The sequence below is a fragment of the Streptomyces sp. NPDC005962 genome (assembly GCF_040629205.1).
Taxonomy (GTDB): domain Bacteria; phylum Actinomycetota; class Actinomycetes; order Streptomycetales; family Streptomycetaceae; genus Streptomyces.
Genome location: NZ_JBEXVE010000004.1, coordinates 337,085 through 359,061, shown reverse-complemented (window position 1 = coordinate 359,061; position 21,977 = coordinate 337,085). Strand labels below are relative to the sequence as shown.

The 21,977-nt window shown below is 74.2% G+C and carries 15 protein-coding genes and 1 riboswitch; of the genes, 6 read left to right on the top strand and 9 right to left on the bottom strand.

Translation table 11 applies throughout. The features are described from left to right. Nucleotides 1-28 precede the first annotated feature (28 nt). Entirely contained in the window at nt 29-1,261 is a 1,233-nt protein-coding gene (cbiE, locus tag ABZ370_RS09940) for a precorrin-6y C5,15-methyltransferase (decarboxylating) subunit CbiE (protein ID WP_358618697.1), read from the top strand. Next, a complete protein-coding gene (gene cobM / locus ABZ370_RS09935) occupies nt 1,258-2,007 on the top strand; it encodes a precorrin-4 C(11)-methyltransferase (RefSeq protein ID WP_358618695.1) in 750 nt (249 codons plus the stop codon). The genes cbiE and cobM overlap by 4 nt, the downstream gene beginning before the upstream one ends. A 924-nt stretch (nt 2,008-2,931) precedes the next feature. On the opposite strand, the gene ABZ370_RS09930 is transcribed toward cobM, so the two are convergent. Continuing rightward, nucleotides 2,932-4,074 (bottom strand): cobalt-precorrin-5B (C(1))-methyltransferase, encoded by a 1,143-nt coding sequence (locus ABZ370_RS09930; RefSeq protein ID WP_358618693.1) that lies wholly within the window; start codon nt 4,072-4,074, stop codon nt 2,932-2,934. A gap of 53 nt (nt 4,075-4,127) precedes the next feature. Here ABZ370_RS09930 and ABZ370_RS09925 point away from each other — a divergent pair, with 53 nt between their 5' ends. Further along, entirely contained in the window at nt 4,128-4,889 is a 762-nt protein-coding gene (locus tag ABZ370_RS09925) for a cobalt-precorrin-6A reductase (protein ID WP_358618691.1), read from the top strand. Between the two features lies 1 nt (nt 4,890). Here the strand turns inward: ABZ370_RS09925 and ABZ370_RS09920 are convergent, their stop codons facing one another. From ABZ370_RS09920 to cobG, 3 genes are read right to left on the bottom strand one after another with little or no spacing between them, the layout of a single operon-like run. Continuing rightward, nucleotides 4,891-6,453, bottom strand: coding sequence for a precorrin-2 C(20)-methyltransferase (locus ABZ370_RS09920; RefSeq protein WP_358618690.1), 1,563 nt, complete (start codon nt 6,451-6,453; stop codon nt 4,891-4,893). Next, complete coding sequence (locus ABZ370_RS09915; RefSeq protein ID WP_358618688.1) at nt 6,450-7,103, bottom strand: precorrin-8X methylmutase; 654 nt, start codon at nt 7,101-7,103, stop codon at nt 6,450-6,452. The genes ABZ370_RS09920 and ABZ370_RS09915 overlap by 4 nt, the downstream gene beginning before the upstream one ends. Then, the gene (gene cobG / locus ABZ370_RS09910) at nt 7,100-8,521 is read right to left on the bottom strand and encodes a precorrin-3B synthase (RefSeq protein ID WP_358618686.1); all 1,422 of its coding nucleotides are present in this window, start codon (nt 8,519-8,521) and stop codon (nt 7,100-7,102) included. The genes ABZ370_RS09915 and cobG overlap by 4 nt, the downstream gene beginning before the upstream one ends. 59 nt (nt 8,522-8,580) lie before the next feature. After that, nucleotides 8,581-8,732, top strand: a riboswitch (cobalamin riboswitch). Nucleotides 8,733-8,764: 32 nt separating this feature from the next. On the opposite strand from cobG, the gene cobN reads away from it, so the two are divergent. After that, nucleotides 8,765-12,394 carry a cobaltochelatase subunit CobN gene (cobN, locus tag ABZ370_RS09905; RefSeq protein ID WP_358618685.1) on the top strand — a complete coding sequence of 1,210 codons (3,630 nt, stop codon included), beginning with the start codon at nt 8,765-8,767 and terminating at the stop codon, nt 12,392-12,394. 52 nt (nt 12,395-12,446) lie between these two features. Here cobN and ABZ370_RS09900 read toward each other — a convergent pair whose 3' ends face one another. Further along, nucleotides 12,447-12,701, bottom strand: a complete 255-nt coding sequence (locus ABZ370_RS09900) for a hypothetical protein (protein ID WP_358618683.1) — start codon at nt 12,699-12,701, stop codon at nt 12,447-12,449. A gap of 293 nt (nt 12,702-12,994) precedes the next feature. Here ABZ370_RS09900 and ABZ370_RS09895 point away from each other — a divergent pair, with 293 nt between their 5' ends. Continuing rightward, nucleotides 12,995-14,011: a cation diffusion facilitator family transporter gene (locus tag ABZ370_RS09895; protein ID WP_358618682.1), complete on the top strand. Its 1,017-nt coding sequence runs from the start codon at nt 12,995-12,997 to the stop codon at nt 14,009-14,011. Between the two features lie 78 nt (nt 14,012-14,089). On the opposite strand, the gene gntA is transcribed toward ABZ370_RS09895, so the two are convergent. From gntA to ABZ370_RS09880, 3 genes are all read right to left on the bottom strand, one after another. Beyond that, nucleotides 14,090-14,833, bottom strand: coding sequence for a guanitoxin biosynthesis heme-dependent pre-guanitoxin N-hydroxylase GntA (gntA, locus tag ABZ370_RS09890; RefSeq protein ID WP_358618680.1), 744 nt, complete (start codon nt 14,831-14,833; stop codon nt 14,090-14,092). A 221-nt stretch (nt 14,834-15,054) separates the two neighbouring features. Continuing rightward, nucleotides 15,055-15,183 carry a hypothetical protein gene (locus tag ABZ370_RS09885; RefSeq protein WP_358618679.1) on the bottom strand — a complete coding sequence of 43 codons (129 nt, stop codon included), beginning with the start codon at nt 15,181-15,183 and terminating at the stop codon, nt 15,055-15,057. A 220-nt stretch (nt 15,184-15,403) separates the two neighbouring features. Next, on the bottom strand, nt 15,404-20,071 hold the full coding sequence (locus ABZ370_RS09880) for an HAD-IC family P-type ATPase (protein WP_358618677.1): 4,668 nt from the start codon (nt 20,069-20,071) through the stop codon (nt 15,404-15,406). 97 nt (nt 20,072-20,168) lie between these two features. On the opposite strand from ABZ370_RS09880, the gene ABZ370_RS09875 reads away from it, so the two are divergent. Beyond that, nucleotides 20,169-20,489 (top strand): hypothetical protein, encoded by a 321-nt coding sequence (locus tag ABZ370_RS09875; RefSeq protein WP_358618676.1) that lies wholly within the window; start codon nt 20,169-20,171, stop codon nt 20,487-20,489. Between the two features lie 17 nt (nt 20,490-20,506). On the opposite strand, the gene ABZ370_RS09870 is transcribed toward ABZ370_RS09875, so the two are convergent. Continuing rightward, nucleotides 20,507-21,952: a lipase maturation factor family protein gene (locus ABZ370_RS09870; protein WP_358618675.1), complete on the bottom strand. Its 1,446-nt coding sequence runs from the start codon at nt 21,950-21,952 to the stop codon at nt 20,507-20,509. Between the last annotated feature and the right edge of the window lie 25 nt (nt 21,953-21,977).

The following is a 21,977-nucleotide window of genomic DNA, read 5'->3' as shown; positions in this document are numbered from 1 at the left end:
ACCTGCTTCCGAACCACGAGGTACCCCTGTGAGCCCGCCACCCACCCCCCTGACCGTCGTCGGCATCGGCGCCGACGGATGGGACGGGCTCGCCCCGGCCGGACGCGAGGCGCTGCGCACGGCCCAGGCTGTCATCGGCGGACCGCGCCAACTCGACCTGCTGCCACCGGAATGCGCCGCCGAGCGGGTGCCCTGGCCGTCCCCGCTGCGCCCCGCCGTCCCCGGGCTGCTCGCCGCGCACGCCGGGCGCCGCGTCTGTGTGCTGGCGAGCGGCGACCCCATGTTCTTCGGCATCGGCCGCACCCTCACCGAGCTGCTGGGCCCCGGCGCGCTGCGGGTGCTGCCGCACCCCTCGTCCGTCTCCTACGCCTGCGCTCGGCTCGGCTGGGCTCAGGAGGACACCGAGGTGATCAGTCTCGTCGGCCGCCCCCTCGCCGCCGTCTCCCGCGCCCTGTACCCGGGCCGCAGGCTGCTCGTCCTCAGCGCGGGCGCCGGGACCCCGGCCGAGGTCGCCGGGCTGCTGCGGGAGCGCGGCTTCGGCCCGACCCGGATGCGGGTCCTGGAACAGCTGGGCGGCGCCCGCGAACACGCCGTCGAGGGCACCGCCGAGGCGTGGCCCCACCCGCCCGGCGACCCCCTCAACGTCATCGCCCTGGACTGCGCCCAGGCCGCGGACACCCTCCGGCTGTCCGCCGTCCCCGGGCTGCCGGACCCCGCGTACGAACACGACGGCCAGCTGACCAAACGCCACGTCCGCGCCGCCACCCTCGCCGCCCTCGCCCCCGCCCCGGGCGAACTGCTGTGGGACGTCGGCGGCGGCTCCGGCTCCATCGCCGTGGAATGGACGCGCGCACACCCTGCCTGCCGCGCGGTCTCCGTCGAACGCGATCCGGTACGCGCGGCACGCATCGCCCGGAACGCCACCGCCCTCGGCGTCCCCGCCCTGCGCGTCGTCACCGGCGCCGCCCCGGCCGCCCTCACCGATCTGCCCGCCCCCGACGCCGTCTTCGTCGGCGGCGGCGCCACCACCCCCGGCCTCCTGGAGGCCTGCTGGGCCGCCCTCCCCACGGGCGGCCGCCTCGTGGTCAACACCGTGACCCTTGAATCCGAAGCCCTGCTCACCACCTGGTACACCCGCCACGGCGGCGACCTCATCCGCCTCGCCGTCTCCCACGCCACCCCCGTGGGCGGCTTCACGGGATGGCGCCAGGCGATGCCGGTCACCCAGTGGTCCACCACCAAACGCGGAGAAACACGATGACGGTGTACTTCATCGGCGCGGGCCCCGGCGCCGCCGACCTGATCACCCTGCGCGGCGCACGGACCCTCGCCCGCTGCCGGGTGTGCCTCTACGCGGGCAGCCTCGTACCGCGCGAACTGCTCGCCGAATGCCCGCCGGACGCCCGGCTGGTCGACACCGCCGGGCTCGACCTCGACCAGATCACCGCCGAGTTCGCGGCCGCCCACGAGGCGGGCCACGACGTGGCCCGCCTCCACTCCGGCGACCCGTCGGTCTTCAGCGCCGTCGCCGAGCAGATGCGGCGCCTCGACGCGGCCGGAATCCCGTACGAGGTCGTCCCCGGCGTCCCCGCCTTCGCCGCCGCGGCCGCCGCGCTGAAGCGTGAGCTGACGGTCCCGACCGTCGGCCAGACCGTCATCCTCACCCGCGTCGCCCAGCAGGCCACCCCCATGCCCGACGGCGAGGATCTCGCCACCCTCGGCCGCAGCCGCGCCCTGCTCGTCCTCCACCTCGCCGCCCGCTACGTGGACCGCGTCGTCGGCGAACTCCTCCCGCACTACGGCCCCGACTGCCCGGCCGCCGTGGTCGCCATGGCCAGCCGCCCCGACGAACTGGTCCTCCGCGGCACCCTGGCGGACATCGCGGACCAGGTGAAGGCGGCCGGTGTGGTGCGCACGGCCGTCATCATGGTGGGCCGCGCCCTGGCCGCCGAACAGTTTCGCGACAGCCACCTCTACTCAACAGACCGCCCCCGCCCCGCCGGGTGAGGTTGTGCGGCCTGCCCCGCCGTGCCGGACGCGGACGGGGTGCGTTCGCGCTCCGCGCCGGGCGGTCGCTGCGCCGCACCCGCGCAGGCGCCGCGTAGCGTCACGCCGTGTCGGGTTGGGCGCGGGACCGTCGTGCCACGGGCCGGGGTGGCGTTTCGGTGCCGGTGGAACGTTGCGCCGCGCGCGGAAGTCCGCGTCCTGAGTGGGGTACGTGCCGCACCGCACGGGCACTGCGCTCCGTGCCGGGCGGACGTTGCGCCGCACCAGCGCAGGCGCCGCGTAGCGCGACGTGGCTGCGTCTCGTGCGGGCGTGGGCGCCCCCTGGCGGAGGACTCCTTTCGCGGGGGCCGCGTCCCGCATGGGGGTGTGCCGCGCCGCGCGCCGCGGGGCACTGCGTCCCGTGCCGGGCGGGGCACCGCGTCGCGTGGGCCGGGTCGCCGCGTGTGGTTCCGGCGGGGCACCGCGCTGCGCGCGGGGGCCGCGTCCCGCCACTGTGCGGGGCAGTGTGGGGTCCTGCGCGGGTGCCGGTCCGGTGTCCTGCGGGCGCCGCGCTGCGCCACGCCGTGCCGGGCCGGTGCCGCTTCCCTCGCTGGTTGGGCAGTGCACTTCGTGCCGCGCGGCGTCGCGTTCCGTGTCGGTTGGGCGCCGTGTCCGGAGCCGTACACGGACGCCGTGGCTCGTGTCGGGCGCGGTATCCCGCCTCGCGCCGAGACGGCTCTGCGCTCCGGCGTGTCAGTCGCGCGGCGTCGCCGTGCCGGGTGCACCTGCACCTTGGGTACGCCACGGCTTGGCCGTGCGTGCCATGCCGTGTCCTGCGGGCGCCACGCCGTGCCGGGCGGTTCCGCGTCCCCTGCCGGTCGGGGAATCCACTTCGTGCCGGGCAGGCGCCGCGCCTCGCAACCTACGTACCCCCCCGCGGGAGTGTCAGACGTCCCGTGGGCCGCGGGGCTCCGCGCGGCCCACGACCGTGCCTGCTCTGTCGATGCAGATCACGTCGACCGCTACCGGGGCGCCGCGCAGGACGTCGAGGGCCGTGGTGCGGGCCGCCGCTGCTACCAGGTCGCCGAGGGGGACGCCTCGGGCCGTGCACAGCTGCACCGTCTCCAGGCCGGTGTTGGCCGTCGCGACCGCCGTCGCCAGGTCCTCGTCCGCGCCGCCACGGCGGGCCAGGTCGGCGAGGAAGGCCTTGTCGACCTGGGAGCGGGAGGAGTGCAGGTCCAGGTGGCCCGCGGCGAGTTTGGAGAGCTTGGCGAAGCCGCCCGCGATCGTCAGCCGGTCCACGGGGTGGCGGCGCAGGTACTTGAGGACGGCGCCCGCGAAGTCGCCCATGTCCAGCAGGGCGTCCTCGGGCAGCCCGTGCTCGGCCACGGCCACCTTCTCGGAGGTCGACCCCGTACACCCCGCCACATGCCGCCGCCCGGCCGCCCGGGCCACGTCCACGCCGCGCCGGATGCTGTCGATCCAGGCCGAGCAGGAGTACGGCACCACGATGCCGGTCGTGCCGAGGATGGACAGCCCGCCGAGGATGCCCAGCCGGGGATTCCACGTGCTGCGGGCGATCTCCTCGCCGTGGTCGACCGAGATCTCGATCTCGACGTCACCGCTGCCGCCGTGACGGGCAGCGACCGAGGCGATGTGCTCGCTCATCATCTGGCGCGGCACGGGGTTGATCGCCGGTTCGCCCACCGCGAGCGGCAGGCCGGGCCGGGTGACGGTGCCGACGCCCGGCCCGGCCCGGAACACCACGCCGCCGCCCGGCGGCAGAACCCGTACCGTCGCCCGCACCAGCGCGCCGTGCGTCACATCGGGGTCGTCCCCGGCATCCTTCACGACCGCGGCCATGGCCCGGTCCGCCGACAGCTCCTCGGCCGCCAGCGCGAACGCGGGCCGCTGGCCCTTGGGCAGCGCGATGGTCACGGGGTCGGGGAAGTCGCCGCTGAGCAGCGCGGTGTACGCGGCCGTCGTCGCGGCCGTCGCGCATGCCCCGGTGGTCCACCCGTGCCGCAGCCCGGTCCGCTCCAGCTGCGCCCCGCGCCCCCCGCTCACCTCGGCCTCCGGGTCAGCCATGGGCCACCCGCCGCGCATACGATGACGGGCGCACGGACGACGAAAGGCATCCGATGAACAGCGCACCGGTGCGCCATGTGCTCATCCTGGGCGGCACCACCGAGGCCCGCCGCCTCGCCGAGGAGCTGGACGGCGACCCCGCCCTGCGTGTCACCAGTTCCCTCGCGGGCCGGGTCGCCGCACCGCGGCTGCCCGCCGGGCAGGTGCGGATCGGCGGGTTCGGGGGCCCCGAGGGTATGGCCCGCTGGCTCCGCGAGCACCAGGTGGACGCGCTCATCGACGCCACCCATCCTTTCGCCGACACGATCAGTCACCACGCGGCCCGAGCGGCCGCCGCCGTCCATGTTCCCCTGCTCGCCCTGCGCCGCCCCGGCTGGGTGGCCGGTCCGGGCGACCGCTGGCATCCGGCCGCCTCGCTGGAGGAGGCCGCGCGGCTGCTGCCGGACCTGGGGGAGCGGGTCTTCCTCACCACGGGCCGCATGGGGCTGGCCACCTTCGCCCACCTCACCACACCGTGGTTTCTGGTCCGCTCGGTCGACGCCCCGCAGCCCCCGCTGCCGCCCCGCATGGAGATGATCCTCGACCGGGGTCCGTTCACCCTGGACAGCGAAACCGACCTGCTGCGCCGCCACCGCATCGACGTCCTGGTCACCAAGGACAGCGGCGCCGGGGCCACGGCCCCCAAGCTCACCGCGGCCCGCGAGGCCGGAATCCCGGTGGTCGTCGTCCAGCGTCCACCGGCCCCGGAGGGCGTCCCGGTGGTCCGGACCCCCGCCGAGGCCGTCGCCTGGCTCCGTACGACCGCACGGCCCTGAGTCACGCCTCGGGGTAGCGGCGCGGGGTCCAGACGATGTCGGTGCCGTCGCCACGGCGGACCGTACGGGTCTGGGAGGAGCCGATCAGCAGGATCGTGCGCATGTCCACCTCCTCCGGGTCGAGGTCGGCCAGGCGGATGATGCGGACGGACTCCTCGGGGCCGCCGACGTCGCGGCCCAGGACGACCGGGGTGTCCGGCGCGCGGTGCTCCAGGAGGAGTTCGCGGGCCTTGCCGACCTGCCAGATACGGCTGCGGGAGCCGGGGTTGTACAGGGCGAGGACCAGATCGGCGGCGGCCGCGGCGCGCAGGCGTCCGGCGATGACCTCCCACGGCTTGAGCCGGTCGGACAGGGAGACCACGGCGTAGTCGTGGCCGAGCGGCGCGCCCGCGCGGGCGGCGGCGGCGTGCGCCGCGGTCATGCCGGGCAGCACCCGGACCGGGACGTCGCGGTACGGGTCCTCGGACGCGGCCTCCAGGACGGCGGTGGCCATGGCGAACACGCCGGGGTCGCCCGAGGAGACGACGGCGACACGCCGGCCGCGCCGGGCGAGGTCGAGGGCGAACTCGGCGCGTTCGGCCTCGACCTTGTTGTCGGAGGGGTGGCGCCGCTGGCCGGGGCGTAGGGGGACCCGGTCCAGGTAGGTGGTGTAGCCGACCAGATCCTCGGCGGCGGCCAGTTCACCGCGCGCCTCGGGGGTGAGCCACAGCGGACCGGCCGGGCCGAGGCCCACCACGACGACCTCACCCGGACGCCCGGACACGGAGGCGTCCGGGGTGTCCGGGGCCTCCGGGGCGTCAGGGGCGTCCGGTGTGCCGATACGGCTCGGCAGCACCGCCACCGAGAAGTACGGCACGGACGACGGATCGATCTCGCCCAGCGCCCCGGTGCGCTCCGCGCTCATCGTGGCGCGCTCCACGTACCGCGCGTCGGCGAGTCGCCCCGAACGCTCCAGGGCGCGCCGCACCGTCGGGAAGGTGCGGCCGAGCTTCATCACCGCCGCCGCGTCGGTCGTCGCGAGGCGTGCCGTCAGCTCCTCCTCGGGCAGCGTGCCCGGGAGGACGGTCAGCACCTCCTCGCCCTCCACCAGCGGCGCGCCGAGCCGGGCGGCCGCCGCGCTGACCGAGGTGACGCCGGGGATGACCTCGGTGGGGTAGCGGTCGGCGAGCCGCTTGTGCATGTGCATGTACGAGCCGTAGAAGAGCGGATCGCCCTCGGCGAGCACCGCGACCGTGCGCCCCGCGTCCAGGTGCGCGGCGAGCCGCGCCGCGGCCTCCGCGTAGAACTCCTCCATCGCGCCCCGGTAGCCGCCCGGATGGTCGGTGCCCTCCGTGGTGACCGGGTAGACCAGCCGCTCCTCGATGTGGTCGGGCCGCAGATGCCGCTCGGCGATGGAACGGGCGATGCTGCGGCCGTGCCGGGCGCTGTGGTACGCCACGACATCGGCCCCGGCGATGACCTCCACCGCCCGTACCGTCATCAGGGAAGGGTCACCGGGGCCGAGGCCCACGCCGTACAGCCGGCCCTTCGCCGCGGGCGTCGCCCGTCGCTGCTGCTCGCTCACTCTTCCTCGCTCGCTATCGCGTTGATCGCGGCCGCGGCGATGGCGCTGCCGCCGCGTCGGCCGCGCACCACCAGATGGTGGGGCGCCGCCGGGTGTCCGGCCAGCGCCTCCTTGGACTCGGCGGCACCGATGAACCCGACCGGTACGCCGATGACGGCGGCCGGGCGCGGCGCGCCCTGTTCGATCATCTCCAGCAGCCGGAACAGCGCGGTGGGCGCGTTGCCGACCGCCACGACCGAACCCTCCAGCCGGTCCCGCCACAGCTCCAGCGCGGCGGCGCTGCGCGTCGTCCCCATGCGCCGCGCCAACTCCGGTACGGACGGGTCGGAGAGCGTGCACACCACGTCGTTGTCGGCGGGCAGCCGCTTGCGGGTGACGCCGCTGGCGACCATCTGCGCGTCGCACAGCACCGGCGCCCCGGCGCGCAGCGCCTCCCGGGCCCGCGCGACCACCTCGGGGGTGTACGCGAGGTCCTTGACCAGGTCGACCATGCCGCACGCGTGGATCATCCGCACCACGACCTGGCTGACATCGGCGGGGAGGCCGCTCAGGTCCGCCTCGGCGCGGATGGTGGCAAAGGAGGCGCGGTAGATGGCCGCCCCGTCCTTCTCGTAGTCGAACACTGTGTCCTCGATCGTGTCGTTGATCATGCTGTTCCGCGGGCCGCCGCCACGGCGGCGGCCAATTGATCCGCTGCCACATCTGTCACGCCGCCGCCGGTCTCCCCGCCGCCGGTGCCCCCGTCGGTCTCGCCGTCCGGCTCGCGCGTGTCGCGTACGGTGAGCCGGTAGTCCGTCCCGGACGTGGCGAGCGCGTCCACCCAGCGGCCGCCGGGGTGGCCGCAGCGCCGCTCGCAGCCGGAGAAGTACACCGGCGGCGCGTCGGGGGAGCGGGGACCGCCCGCCACCGTGTCCGCCACCGACTCCGTCACCGCGCGCGCCGCGTGGGCGCGCACATCGGCCAGGGACTTGGCGCAGCCCGGCCGTCCCGTACACGCGCCGACCCCGACCCACGGGGAATCCGGCGCGGTCACCAGCCCCGCCTCGGCCACTTCCCGCGCCGCGGCCGCCGCGCCGTCCGCGGTGAACCCCGGGAGCACCACGCCGCGCCAGGGTGTCACACGCAGTTCACCGGACCCGCTCCGGGAGGCGAGCCCGGCGAGCAGCCGCCACTGCGCGGCGCGTACCCGGCCCAGAGGAACGAGGACGGACACGGCGTGGCGCCCGTCCGGCCCGGACACGACGCCCGGCGCGGGCGGTGTGCCGGGCGCGTCGCCCGGCTTCCCGTGCCCGATTCGTACGGCTTCGACACCCTCGTCCGCGAGTCGCGCCGCCAAGCCGTCGGCGGTCACGGCGTGTTGCCCGGGCAGTTCCCGCACCCGCCACGCCCGCGTACCGCTCTCCCCGGCCCTGGTCAGGAACTCCACGGCGGCCAGCGCGGCGGCGCGCGGCACATCCCGCGCCCGCACCTCCAGCGCAGCCCCGTCAGTCCCGGAGCCCATCCGAAGCACGGCTCCGCCGTCCCGCGTTGCGATCAATGTCACATCCGCGCCCAGCGCGGCCACATCGCCCCGGCCGTCGTCCATCGCGAACAGGAAACGCCCCGACAAGCCGGACAACTCGCCCCACGCACCGGCGCACAGCGTGGCGTCCAACTCCCGTGCCCACGCCGTGGCATCGCCGCATCCGGCGCCGTCGAGCCCGCTCAGCGGGGACGCCACGATGTTGCGGACTCGGTCGTACCGTTCGGAGGGGAGCAGCCCGGCCTCCCGCAGCCCGGCCGCCAGCTCGCCGCCGCAGGCCGCGTCCAGGCCGCGGAGCTGGAGATTGCCGCGCGAGGTGAGGTCCAGCCTGCCGTCCCCCAGCACCTCGCTGACCCGTGCCAGTGCCCGCGCCTGATGGACCGTCAGCAGGCCGCCCGGGGTCCGGACGCGCGCCAGGGAGCCGTCGTCCGCCGGGTGCAGCCGCAGCGCGCCGGGGCAGGCGTCATCGCGTCCGCGCGCCCGCCGAGAGGCCGCTTCGGAGGGCGCTTCATCCGCAGGTGGGACGGTTGTCGGGGGGATGGGCATGGCGGCGAGCATACCGACGATCGGTCGGCCCTCACCGTCCCGTGCCAGGTCAGCAACGCCTACTATGCTCGTGCGGCGGGCCGTCTGGCCCGCCGGACGCACAAGATGGCGTCAAGGGGAGGAAACCGGTGCGAATCCGGTGCGGTCCCGCCACTGTGAGCACGGCAGCCCGCCGTGCGAGCCAGGAACTCCCGCCGTCTTTCAACCCGCCCGGGGCGCGGACCCCGAGGAAGGCGCCGAGCCATGATCCTTCTGCTGTCGACGTCCGACACCGACCTGCTCAGTGCCCGCGCGGCCACGGGCCCGGTGCCGTACCGCCTCGCCAACCCGGCGCGCCTCGCGCTCGACGACCTGCCCGGACTCCTCGACGGGGTCGAACTCGTCGTCGTGCGGCTGCTCGGTGGCATCCGCGCCTGGGAGGAAGGCCTCGAAACCCTGCTCGCGGGCGACCGCCCCGTCGTCGTCCTCACCGGTGAACAGGCCCCTGACGCCCAGCTCATGGAGGCGTCCACGGTCCCGGTCGGGATCGCCGCCGAGGCGCACGCCTACCTCGCCCACGGCGGACCCGCCAACCTGGAGCAGCTGGCCCGGTTCCTCTCCGACACCGTGCTGCTCACCGGCCACGGCTTCGAGCCGCCCGCCCCCGCCCCCACCTGGGGGCCGCTGGAGCGCACCGCGCGCGAGGACGTCACCGGCCCGGTGATCGCGGTGCTCTACTACCGGGCCCACCACATGAGCGGCAACACCGCCTTCGTGGAGGCGCTGTGCCGGGCCGTGGAGGACGCCGGAGCGCGCCCGCTGCCGCTGTACGTCGCCTCCCTGAGGTCCCCCGAAGCCGAGCTGATCGAGGCGCTCGGCGCGGCCGACGCCGTCGTCACCACCGTGCTCGCCGCGGGCGGCACCCGCCCCGCCGAGGCGTCGGCGGGCGGCGACGACGAGGCGTGGGACGCGGGCGCGCTCGCCGGACTCGACGTCCCCGTGCTCCAGGCGCTGTGCCTGACCTCCTCGCGCAGCGCGTGGGAGGAGAACGACGAGGGCCTGTCGCCGCTGGACGCCGCGACCCAGGTCGCCGTCCCGGAGTTCGACGGACGGCTCATCACCGTGCCGTTCTCCTTCAAGGAGGTCGACGAGGACGGGCTGCCGGTCTACGCCGCCGACCCCGAGCGCGCCGCGCGTGTCGCCGGAATCGCGGTACGACACGCCCGGCTCCGGCACATACCGGCGGCCGACAAGCGCCTCGCGCTCGTCCTGTCCGCCTACCCCACCAAGCACTCCCGGATCGGCAACGCGGTCGGCCTCGACACCCCCGCCAGCGCCGTCTCCCTGCTGCGCCGACTGCGCGCCGAAGGGTACGACTTCGGCCCCGAGGAGGGCCCCGGGTCGCTCCCCGGCCTGGTCTCCGGCGAGGGCGACGAGCTGATCTACGCCCTCATCGAGGCGGGCGGCCACGACCAGGACTGGCTCACCGAGGAGCAGCTGGCCAAGAACCCGGTCCGGGTCCCCGCCGCCGACTACCGCCGCTGGTTCGCCACGCTGCCGCAGGCGCTGCGCGACGCGGTCGAGGAGCACTGGGGCCCGCCGCCCGGCGAGATGTTCGTGGACACCAGCCGCGACCCCGAGGGCGAGATCGTCCTCGCCGCGCTGCGCCACGGCAATCTCCTGGTCGTCATCCAGCCGCCGCGCGGCTTCGGCGAGAACCCCATCGCCATCTACCACGACCCCGATCTGCCGCCCTCACACCACTACCTGGCCGCCTACCGCTGGATGGCGTCCCCGCAGGCCGACGGCGGCTTCGGCGCCGACGCCATGGTGCACCTGGGCAAGCACGGCAACCTGGAGTGGCTGCCGGGCAAGAACGCGGCCCTGTCCCCGGCCTGCGGACCCGACGCCGCGCTCGGCGACCTGCCGCTGATCTACCCGTTCCTGGTCAACGACCCCGGCGAGGGAACCCAGGCCAAGCGCCGCGTCCACGCCACCCTGGTCGACCACCTCGTACCGCCGATGGCCCGCGCCGACTCCTACGGCGACATCGCGCGGCTGGAACAGCTGCTGGACGAGTACGCCGCCATCTCCGCGATGGACCCGGCCAAGCTCCCCGCCATCCGCGCCCAGATCTGGACCCTGATCCAGGCCGCCCGGCTCGACCACGACCTCGGTCTGGAGGAGCGGCCCGACGACGCGGGCTTCGACGACTTCCTGCTGCACGTCGACGGCTGGCTGTGCGAGGTCAAGGACGCCCAGATCCGCGACGGTCTGCATGTCCTCGGCGGCGCGCCCACCGGCCCCGAGCGCGTCAACCTCGTCCTGGCCATCCTGCGCGCCCGCCAGATCTGGGGCGGCACTTCCGCGCTCCCCGGGCTGCGCGAGGCGCTGGGCCTGGACGAGTCGGCCGCCACCCGCACCGGCGCGGACGAGGCAGAGGAGCGCGCCCGTACCCTCGTCCAGGCGATGGAGGACGCGGACTGGGCCCTGGAGGCCGCCGCGAAGGCCGCCCTGGACGTGCCCGAGGAGCAGCGGCCCGGCGTCACCGCGATCCTGGAGTTCGCCGCCCGCGAGGTCGTGCCGCGCCTCGCCGCCACGACCGACGAGATCGACCACGCCGTCCACGCCCTGAACGGCGGCTTCGTCCCGGCCGGGCCGTCCGGATCGCCGCTGCGGGGCCTGGTCAACGTCTTGCCGACCGGCCGTAACTTCTACTCCGTCGACCCCAAGGCCGTGCCCAGCCGCCTGGCCTGGGAGACCGGCCAGGCGCTCGCCGACTCGCTGCTGGAGCGCTACCGCGCCGACAACGACGGCGATTACCCGCGGTCGGTCGGCCTGTCGCTGTGGGGGACGAGCGCGATGCGCACCTCCGGCGACGATGTGGCCGAGGCGCTGGCGCTGATGGGCATCCGCCCGGTGTGGGACGACGCCTCGCGGCGCGTAACGGGACTTGAACCCGTTACTCAGGACCAGCTCGGCCGCCCGCGCGTCGATGTCACCCTGCGCATCAGCGGCTTCTTCCGCGACGCCTTCCCGCATGTCGTCGGGCTGCTGGACGACGCCGTACGGCTCGCCGCCTCCCTGGAGGAGGCCGACGACGTCAACTACGTACGGGCCCACACCCGCGCCGACCTCGCCGAGCACGGCGACGAGCGCCGCGCCACCACCCGTATCTTCGGCTCCCGCCCGGGAACGTACGGCGCGGGGCTGCTCCAGCTCATCGACAGCCGCGACTGGCGCACCGACGCCGACCTCGCCGAGGTCTACTCGGTGTGGGGCGGCTACGCCTACGGTCGCGGTCTGGAGGGCCGCCCGGCGCGCGAGGAGATGGAGACCGCGTACCGCAGGATCGCGGTCGCGGCGAAGAACACCGACACGCGCGAGCACGACATCGCCGACTCGGACGACTACTACCAGTACCACGGCGGAATGGTCGCCACCGTGCGCGCGCTGAAGGGCACCGCCCCGGCCGCGTACATCGGCGACTCCACCCGCCCCGAGACGGTGCGCACCCGCACGCTGCACGAGGAGACCTCGCGGGTCTTCCGGGCCCGGGTGGTCAACCCGCGCTGGATCGAGGCGATGCGCCGCCACGGCTACAAGGGCGCCTTCGAACTCGCCGCCACCGTCGACTACCTGTTCGGCTACGACGCCACCACGGGCGTGGTCGCCGACTGGATGTACGACAAGCTGGCCCAGACGTATCTGCTCGACCCGGAGAACCGCGCGTTCCTGGAGGAGGCCAACCCCTGGGCGCTGCACGGCATGGCCGAGCGGCTGCTGGAGGCGGAGAGCCGCGGTCTGTGGGAGGAGCCGGACCAGGAGGTGCTGGAGCGGGTCCGGGAGCTGTTCCTGGAGACCGAGGGCGGCCTGGAGGGCGGGGACGACTGATCCCCTGGCTGATCCCCCGAGCGATTCCCCGGATGATCGGCCGGGCGGCGGCTCAGCCCGTGGAGGGCTGTGCCGCCGGCCGGGCCGCCGCCCGGATACGGTCCGGCCAGGGCGGACAGTTGACCAGTTCGGTCCACTCACGGTCGTACGCACCGGGTACCGCCCGCCCCGCGGACGACCAGCGCTCGACCAGCGCCGCGTAGATCGGTACGCAGCTCGACTGGTGAAGCGTCTGGTGAACCGTTCCGCCGCCTTCGGTGCTCCGGTCCAGCGCTCTGCTCGGCTGCGAGAGAGAACGGCGTCGCATCGTCGTCGTCATGTTCGGCCAACGCGCCGCGCCCCGCGGGGTCACCTTCTCCGCGCCGACCTCACCCGCACCGGTGTTGCCTCGTACGCATCAGCGACCCGTGAGCGCCCGCCCGGGTGACGCCCGCCCCGGAGCCCGGTGCGCTGCGCATTTTCCCCCGGCCTGGCAATGAAAAGCGTTGCCGAATTCATAAGGCAATGCCACTTGATAACCGTGTCCATTGCAGCCTTTGGAGAATTTCCCGAAGTGCTGTTCAATTACCGCTGTCCCTCAGGCGATGCGAGGAGGAACGGGTGGGAGCCCATACGCACGGACATGACGGGGGTCATGGCGGGCACGCGCACGGGGTGGCGGAGAATGCCGACCGCCGATGGCTGTCCATCGCTCTTGCGCTGATCACCGGTTTTATGCTGGTGGAGGTCGTGGTCGGGGTGATCGCGCGTTCGGTGGCGCTGCTTTCCGACGCGGCACACATGCTCACCGACGCCGCCTCGATCGTCCTCGCGCTCATCGCGATCCGGCTTTCGGCCCGGCCCGCCCGCGGCGGCTATACCTATGGGCTCAAGCGGTCGGAAATCCTTTCCGCGCAGGCCAATGGGCTTTCTCTGCTGCTGCTCGGCGCATACCTCGGCTTTGAATCGGTGGCGCGGCTGTTCGACCCGCCCGAGGTGACCGGTGGTCTGGTGCTGACCGTCGCGCTCGCCGGGATCGTGGTGAACATCGCGGCGGCGTGGTGCATGTCGAAGGCGAACCGCGCCTCGCTGAACATCGAAGGCGCCTTCCAGCATGTGCTGAACGACCTCTACGCCTTCATCGCCACCGCGATCGCCGGACTGGTCGTGGTGACCACCGGCTTCGCCCGGGCCGATGCGATCGCCGGTCTCGTCGTGGTCGCCCTCATGATCAAGGCGGGTGTGGAACTGCTGCGGGCCTCCGGGCGCGTCCTGCTGGAGGCGGCGCCCGCCGGGGTCGAGCCCGACGAGATCGGCAGCCTGCTGGCCTCCCACGCCGAGGTGGCCGAGGTGCACGATCTGCATGTCTGGCAGATCACCTCGGGCGAGGTCTCGCTGTCCGCCCATGTCCTGGTCGCCGAGAAGGGCGACTGCCACGCGGTCCGGGAGGGGCTGGAGGCGGTGCTGCGCGAGAAGTACGGCATCACCCACACCACGCTCCAGGTGGACCACCTCGGCGACCTGCCGCCCCGGCCCCGGGCGGACGGGGACGAGCACCGCCGCGCGGACGAACCGCTGGTCGAGCACTGTCTGACCGCCCACGGGCCGGTCCACCGGGCGGCCGCGCACGAGCACTGATCGGGGCGCCGCCACGCGAGGGGCCCGGGTGCGGATGCCGCACCCGGGCCCAGTGGCGTCATCGCCGCCCGCGGAACCTCAGCCGCCGCTGCCGGTGACGGACGCGGCCGCCGCCGAGACGGTCAGCTCCCGCTCCGCGTGCTCCCGCTCGGCCGCCCGGGCGGCGAAGGGGCACTGCCAGTCGGCAGGCTTGGGCCGCCCCGAGTACCGGCGGGTCTCGGACAGCTCCTCGTACTCGTACAGGTTGGGGTTGATGTCCCCCTGCAGCTGGATGTCCTGCTTGCGGATCTTCTCCGCGAGCCGGTCCCACATCCCGGCGCCCTTGATGTGGTCGAACTGCTCATGGGAGTTGAAGGCCAGCATCGGGAAGGGCGGCCGTCGGCCGAACCGGCGGTGGGTCTCATGGAGGCCGATCACGAAGAAGGGATGGCCGGCCACGCTGAACGCGAACTCCGGGGACTGCGGATCGGACGAATAACCCTCCACCCAGTGATGGAAATCCGCGTCCTGCTCATGGAGCAGTTGCAGCTGTTCCCAGAGGAGCTCTTCGAACCGCAGCTCATCGACCCCGCGCGGTTGCTCGAAGGTCGCGATGAAACTGGTGAACGTCCGAGCGCTCCAATCCGCCGAACCCACGAACTCCGCGAGATCGAGCGCCAGCAGCCGGGCGGAGTCCTCGCCCCCCAGCAGGTCATAGTGGCGGTGAGTGATGCCTCCCCGGCGCCAGGCGGAACGCGCCGCCAGGCACGCGAACCGTTCTCCGAGGATGAACTCCTCGACGTCACTACGCGCATCCACCGTCATGGCCAGCCTTTCTTCCACCTACGTGCCTCCTCGCAGCAGGTCATCTCCTTCACGCATCCGAAAGTGCCCACCCCTCACCGGCGGTACCCGGAAGGACCGAGTCCGCTGGAGGACGGGGAAGGCCACTTGGAGATTGTGACGGGCCGAGGCCGATCAACGAAATTGGTGGCGAGCTTCGTACCGGCGAAATCACCCACGGCGGGACGTTCGTTGCGAACGGTCGCCGGATAACGGTCGTATCAGGCGGTGGCCGGGGTGGCCGACGGCTTGAACACGACGGTCAGAAGCGACTTCGCGACCTGCGCGAGCAGCGCTTCCAGGGCCATGCGGGCCAGCTTGGCCAGGATGGGCATCAGAAGTTCGGCCATGGGTTACCTCACTGGACGGAGCAGTTCTTTACGCAGGCGGGTACCGGAAGCTAGGCATCCGCTTCCAGTTCCGTAGCCTGACCAAAGTGGGGAAGCGTGTCACGGACGCAGGGTAAAAATCGGGTGAACTCGGGTGAACGCCGACAGGGTGCCGGTGAGCCGAGGCCCTCAGCCCACGCAGGCCCTCAGCCCGCGCAGGCCCCTGAGACCGTGCAGGTTCTCAGACCGCGCAGGGCACCCGCCGCGAGAAGAGCAGCCGCGGTGCGGCGGCGGCGCCCAGGGTCGCACCGGCCGAGCACACGCCCACCACCGTCCAGGCCACCGGCCCCAGCGGTGTACAGCCGAAGAAGTGGCTGATCACCGGCGTCTCGATGACGGCGAACAGGGCGGTCGCCGACGCCACGCCGGTGACCAGCACCAGCGGGCTGTGCCAGTCGGTGATGAACGTCTGGCCCAGCTGGGTGCCGACCAGCGCCGCGAGCCCCATCGTGCTCGCCCGCCGGTCCCGGCCCGTCATCCGCCCGCAGGTCCAGGCCGCCGTGGCGCCCAGCGCGGTCGCGGTGCCGCGCACAGCCAGGATGCGGCCCAGGTCGGAGCCGAGCAGCGCGGGGGAGGGGCCGCTCGCCAGGGGGTCTTCCCCGTCCGTGTCCTCCCGGGCCCGGGCCAGGGCGACGGCGAGCGCGGGCAGCATGTCGGTGAGCAGGTTGACCAGCAGCAGCTGACGGGTGCCGAGCGGCGCCCGGCCCGCCACCGCCGCGCCCAGCACGGTGAAGGCGACCTCGCCCGCGTTGCCGCCGACCAGGATCGCGACCGCGTCCCGCACACTGCGCCACAGCGCCCGGCCCTCGCGCAGCGCGTCCAGAATCCGGGTCGGGTCCGGATCGGTGAGGACCAGGTCCGCCGCGGCCCGGGCCGAGGTCGAGCCGTGGGCGGAGAGCCCGATGCCCACGTCCGCGAGGCGGATCGCGGCCGCGTCGTTGACCCCGTCCCCGGTCATGGCCACCACCCGTCCGGCCTGCCGGAGCGCCTGGACGATACGGACCTTGTGCTCGGGGGAGACCCGGGCGAAGACGGTGGTCCGGGAGATCCGCTCGACCCGCTCCTTCTCGGGCAGGGTGTCCAGCTCCGCGCCGGTGAGCACCGGGCCGGAGTCGGGGATGCCCAGCTCACGGGCGATGGCGGCGGCCGTGGTCGGATGATCGCCGGTGATCATGACGATGCTCACCCCGGCGTCGGTCAGCCGCTTGACGGTCTCCGCGGCGCCCGGCCGGGTGGTGTCGGCGATGGCGATGAAGCCGAGCAGGGTCAGCCCCTGGGCCAGCTCGGCGGGCATCGACCCCGGCGTGCCTGGCGTGCCGGGCGCGTCGGCCGTCTCGGGCCGGGCCTCGGCCACCGCCAGGACCCGCAGCCCGTCGGAGGCCAGCGAGTACAGCAGCCGCTCGGTGGAGCGCAGCCGCTCGGGGGTCAGCGGTACGGTTCCGCCCGCCGCCGCCGGACCCAGGGCGGAGGTGCACCGGGCGAGCACGATCTCGGGAGCCCCCTTGACGGCGAGTCGCGGCCGCCCGGACTCCGTGCCCAGACACGCCGAGAAGCCGCGGCTGGCCTCGAAGAGCAGCTCGGACACCGGCTGCCAGGCGTCGTCCCCGTCGCAGTGCGCGGCCGCCGCGTCGACCACGGCCTGGTCGGTGGCGTGGGCCAGCGCCCGGCCCGCCTCCGGGTCGGGACACGCCCGGGCCGCGGTGCGCAGCAGCCGGTGGCCCAGGGGGCTGCCGATCGGCAGGTCGTGGTCGTACGCCGCCACCCGGGACACGGACAGCCGCCCCTCGGTCAGCGTGCCGGTCTTGTCGAAGCACACCGTGTCCACCCGGCCCAGCGCCTCCAGCACCCGGGGCGAGCGGGTCAGCACCCCGCGGTGCGAGAGCCGGCGCGCCGCGGCGGACTGCGCCACGGTGGCCACCAGCGGCAGCCCCTCGGGCACGGCGGCCACCGCGACGGCCACCCCGGTGGCCAGGGCCTCGCGGACCGGGGTCCCGTGCAGCAGCCCCAGCAGGGTGACGGCGGCGCCGCCGAGCCCGGTGGCGGGCAGCGCGACGCTGGTCAGCGCGGCGAGTCGGCCCTCGATGCCGACGGGCGGGGTGGCGCGTCCGGCCAGTGTGGCGGCGCGTCCCTCCTCGGTCTGCGATCCGGCGGCCACGACCACCGCGTAGCCGGTCCCGGCCAGTACGGTGCACCCCTGGTAGACCATGCAGGAACGGTCCGCCAGGTCGGCGCCGGGCGTGGCGGCGGGGTCCTTGGGGACCGGCCCCGACTCGCCGGTCAGCCCGGCCTCGTCCAGCTCCATCCGGTCGCTCACCAGCAGCCGGGCGTCGGCCGGTACGACGTCGGAGGGCCGCAGGGCGATGATGTCGCCGACCGTCAGCTCCTCGGCGGGCGTCCGCCGCGCCGGGGCCGTGGTCAGCCCGGCGAAGAACGCCTCTCGGTCCACCGCCATCCCGTCCGCCAGGGACATCGCGGGCGTCCAGTCGACCAGCCGGGCGTATCTCTGTTCGCTCAGCAGCAGACCCCGCAGCGAGTGGTCGGCCCGTAGCCGCTGGGCGCCGCTGATCACCGCGTTGCCCGCCATGACTCCGGCCACGAGGAGGGAGTCCACCCCGGACCCCACCGCCGCGGATGCCGCGGCGCCCAGGGCCAGCACGGGGGTGAGCGGATCGTGCAGCTCCTCGCGCACCGCACCGGCCAGCGCCGCGGCCTCCCGGCTCAGCGCGCCGACGGGGGAGGCGGCGGCGCCCGCGGCCCCGGCCCGTACGACCATCCCCGCGGCCTTGCGCACCGGGCGCAGCCCGGCCGCCCATACCGGGCGTGTCGCCCCGGCCTCCTCGCCGTGCGACACGCCGGAGGCCGACTCGCCGGACACCGATTGACCGGAGGCCGACTCGCCCGAGGCCGCTGGCTCGGCCCGGTGTTCCTGGAACGCGCGGGTCACGCTCAGCGTCTCCCGTGCCCCCAGCGTGTGCCAGTTGCCGCGGACCCGCTCCTCCGGAAGCGGGCGGCGGTGCACCCGGCGCGCCGCGCCGATCCCCCCGAGCACGGCCAGGAAGGCCGCGCTGTACACCGGGGAGGTGGCGAAGCCGACCGCGGTGGGCCGGGTGCCCGCGGCGGCGATGAGCGCGCCGAGTGCGGAGCCGCCCATCGACAGCCGGGCCGACCGGTGGCTGACCCCGCGCGCGTCCTCCAGCGCCCGCAGCACGCGCCACACCTGGGCGAGCCCGGGGCCGCAGATCAGATCCGCCGACCAGCACACCTGTGCCTCGCCGCGCCGTACGACCCCGATGCCGAGATCGGCCGCGCCCAGCGCCTCGTCCTCCTCGGCGCTGATCAGCAGCACGCCGTGGCCGTCGGTCTGCAGCCGCCGCACCCGGTCGGGCAGTGCCGGGCCGCGGGCGAGCAGCTCGTCCGCCCAGGGGGCGATCTCCTCCGCGCTCGCGTGCTCGGTGAGCACCAGATGGTCCGCACCGGCGCGGGCAGCGGCCACCACGGCGTCGGTCAGCGGGTCGAGTTCACAGCCGATGCGGACCCGCGCCTGCCGTCGGCCCTGCGGATCGCACAGGTCCACGGTCATCGCCGACGGGCTCGACGGATGCGCCGCGGGGACGTCGTCCGGCCGCTCCAGCAGCCACGAGCCACGGGCCCAGGGCCCCTGGCCGGAGAGTTCCGGCAGCGCGCGGCGGTCCAGGACGGACTGGGCGGCGCTCCACGCCCCGGCCTCGTCCAGATCGCCGACGGTGGCCACCGACAGCAGCCGCGGGCGCCGGGTGCACAGCACCCCCGAGTCGATCAGGACCGCCGAAATCCGGTCCAGCCGCCGCAGCGCGGCGCCGTCCATGGGCACCACGCCCTCGTGGGCCAGGGCCTCGCCCAGCCGGGCGGCGAAGGCCTCCCGGCCCGCGCCGGCGGCCCTCGGCACGGTGGCGAGGATCGCCTCCGCGGCCCGCGCCGGGTCCCGGGTCCAGGCCAGCAGCCCGCCCGCCCCGGTCAGGGACGCCAGTGAGATGCGGTCGACACAGGTCTCGACCGGCCCGGCGGGCAGCGGCGCCGGACGGGCGACAGGACGATGCGAGCGTGGCGGCAGCCCGTCCGAGCCGGGCACCAGACCGGGCTCGCGGCGCTGCCATACGTCCTGGCGGCCGCGGATCTCGGCGAGTTGCAGCAGGCGCTGCACCGCGTCCAGGGCCAGCGGCACCTCACCCCGGGTCAGCGCGTGCACCACCGCGCTCGACACGCCGAGCAGCAGAGTGGTGTGGGCGTGGCCGAGCCGGGACTCCAGCAGACCGCGCAGCCGCGGCTGGATCTCGGCCATCACCACCGGCACCCGCAGCGCGGGGGTCAGGGCGGGCAGCAGCGTCACCCGCCGGACCGTGGCCGTCATGAGGCCCACGCAGTCGGCGACGAGGGCGGTGGCGGCCAGCGTGGCGGGAGCGGTGTCGTACGGCGGGTACGGGCGGTCGGCCGGGAAGCTGTCCGAGCCGCTCCCGTGTGCCTTCTCGATGTGCTCGATCACCTGGAGCACATCGTCGGTGTCGACATGGCCTTCGTCGTAGTCGACCAGCACCTGGCCCACGGCCGCGTTGACCTCGGCCCAGTTGACGCCGTGCAGACGGCGCAGCGCGGCCGTCAGCTGCCCGGCCAGCTTGTCGTGCGCCTCCCCGTGTCCGGTGAGCCCGCGCACCTCCACATGCGCCCGGCCCGTACGCGTCCACACCCGGCGGCGGGTGCGCTGCTCGCCGCTGTCCCGCAGGACGTCGGCGGCGTCCGCGAGGCGCAGCCGCAGTCCACTGAGGCCGCGGGCCGGAAGGGCGAGGAGATCGGACAGCATCGCAAATGGCAGCACCGGCCGCGCTCCCTCGGTCGCCGGAAGTCCCCAACGGCAGTATGTTTACCTAATTCCCGCAAAAGCTAACAAAAGGGACGGCCAGAAGGAGGACGGCGTGAGCGCAGCCACGACATCCAAGACGACCGAGACCCGGAAGACGGGCCGGACCGCCGCGAAGAACGGTGCTCGCACGGTCACCTTCACCGTTCCGCGCGCCGCGGTGGCCACGGCGAACGTCGCCTCGGTGCCGATCAGGACCGCGCGGCGGGTGCTGCCCGCCAAGGGCGGGCTTCCGCTCTACCTCGGCCTCGGCGCGATGGGCGTCGCGGGCGTACTGGAATGGCCGATCGCGGTGGGCGTGGGCCTCGGCTACGCCGTGCTGCGCAACCCGCCGCCGGGCTCGGTGGAGCCGAACGCGAAGGGCGCGGCCGGGTAACGCCGTTCGCCCCTGCCTCACCGGCCCGGCAGGTGCGTCTGCTCCAGCCGGACCGGCGGCAGGAACTCGCCGATCAGGGTGCGATGCCACCACCCGCCACCGGCGCGCCGCTCCCGCCGGGTGGTGAAGCGGTAGAGGTACAGCCGGGCCCGCACATGGGTGGGCGGCGCGTCCGGGAAGGGGCAGTCGCGCAGCAGCTTCAGCGTGGCCCGGTCGTTCACCAGCAGCTTGCCGACGAGCGGGGTGAACCACGGTTCGGCGTACGCGGCCGAGATCCCGGCGAACCACATCATCCAGTCCAGCCGCAGGTGGTACGGCGCGAACTGGCGCGGCATCCTGCGCACGTCGCCCGGCTTGCCCCGGAACTCGTACTCTTTCCATACGGTGTCCGGGGTGAGCACGGGGGCGGCGGTGCCCTCGATCACCACCTCCTGACGGCTGCGGTTGACGCTGCCGAAGGCCCCGTAGGTGTTGACCAGATGGAGCGGGTTGAAGGAGTAGTTCATCAGCTGACGGCCCGAGAGGAGATTGCGGGCGGGCCAGTAGCTGAGCACCACGACGAAGACGAAGACCGCCGTCACCAGGACCTCGTACCAGACCGGGGGAGCGGCGAGCGGGGGCGGCGCCGGCAGCGGCAGCACCTCGGCGGCCAGCCGTCCGTCGACCGCGGAGAGGGCCAGCAGGATCGTCACCCAGTTCAGCCAGGAGAAGTTGCCGGAGGCCACCAGCCACAGCTGGGTGACCACGATGACGCCAGCGGCCACGCTCGCGGCGGGCTGCGGGGTGAACAGGGCCAGCGGGACGACCAGCTGGGCCACATGGTTGGCCGCCGTCTCGACCCGGTGCAGCGGCTTCGGTAGATGGTGGAACCACCAGCTCAGCGGGGACGGCATCGGCTGGGTCTCATGGTGGTAGTACAGGCAGGTCAGATCGCGCCAGCAGCGGTCCCCGCGGAGTTTGATGAGCCCCGCGCCGAACTCCAGCCGGAACAGCAGCCAGCGCAGCAGCCACAGGACCAGCACAGGCGGCGCGGTCCGCCCGTTCCCCAGGAACACGGCCAGGAACCCGGCCTCCAGCAGCAGCGACTCCCAGCCGAACCCGTACCACGTCTGCCCCACGTTGACGATCGACAGATACAGCAGCCATAGCACCAGCCACGCGGCCATCGCGGCCCAGAGCGGCACCTCGTCGGCGGCCCCCGCCAGCACGGCGGCGGCCAGCGCGGCGCCGAGCCAGGCGCAGACGGTGAAGAAACGGTCGGAGTAGTGCAGATGGAAGAGGCTGGGCGAGCGGCGGAACGGCACTCGCGCGGTGAACCGGGGCACCGGGGTGAGCCCCCGCTCGCCGATCAGGGCCCGCCCCTGGTGGGCGGCCGTCAGGAAGGCGATCAGATAGACGGCGGCCAGCCCCCGTTGGAAGACCAGCCGGCTCAGCCAGTAGCCGGATGAGGTGAACCACTCCATAAGGGCTGCTCCCTGGGCCTGTTGC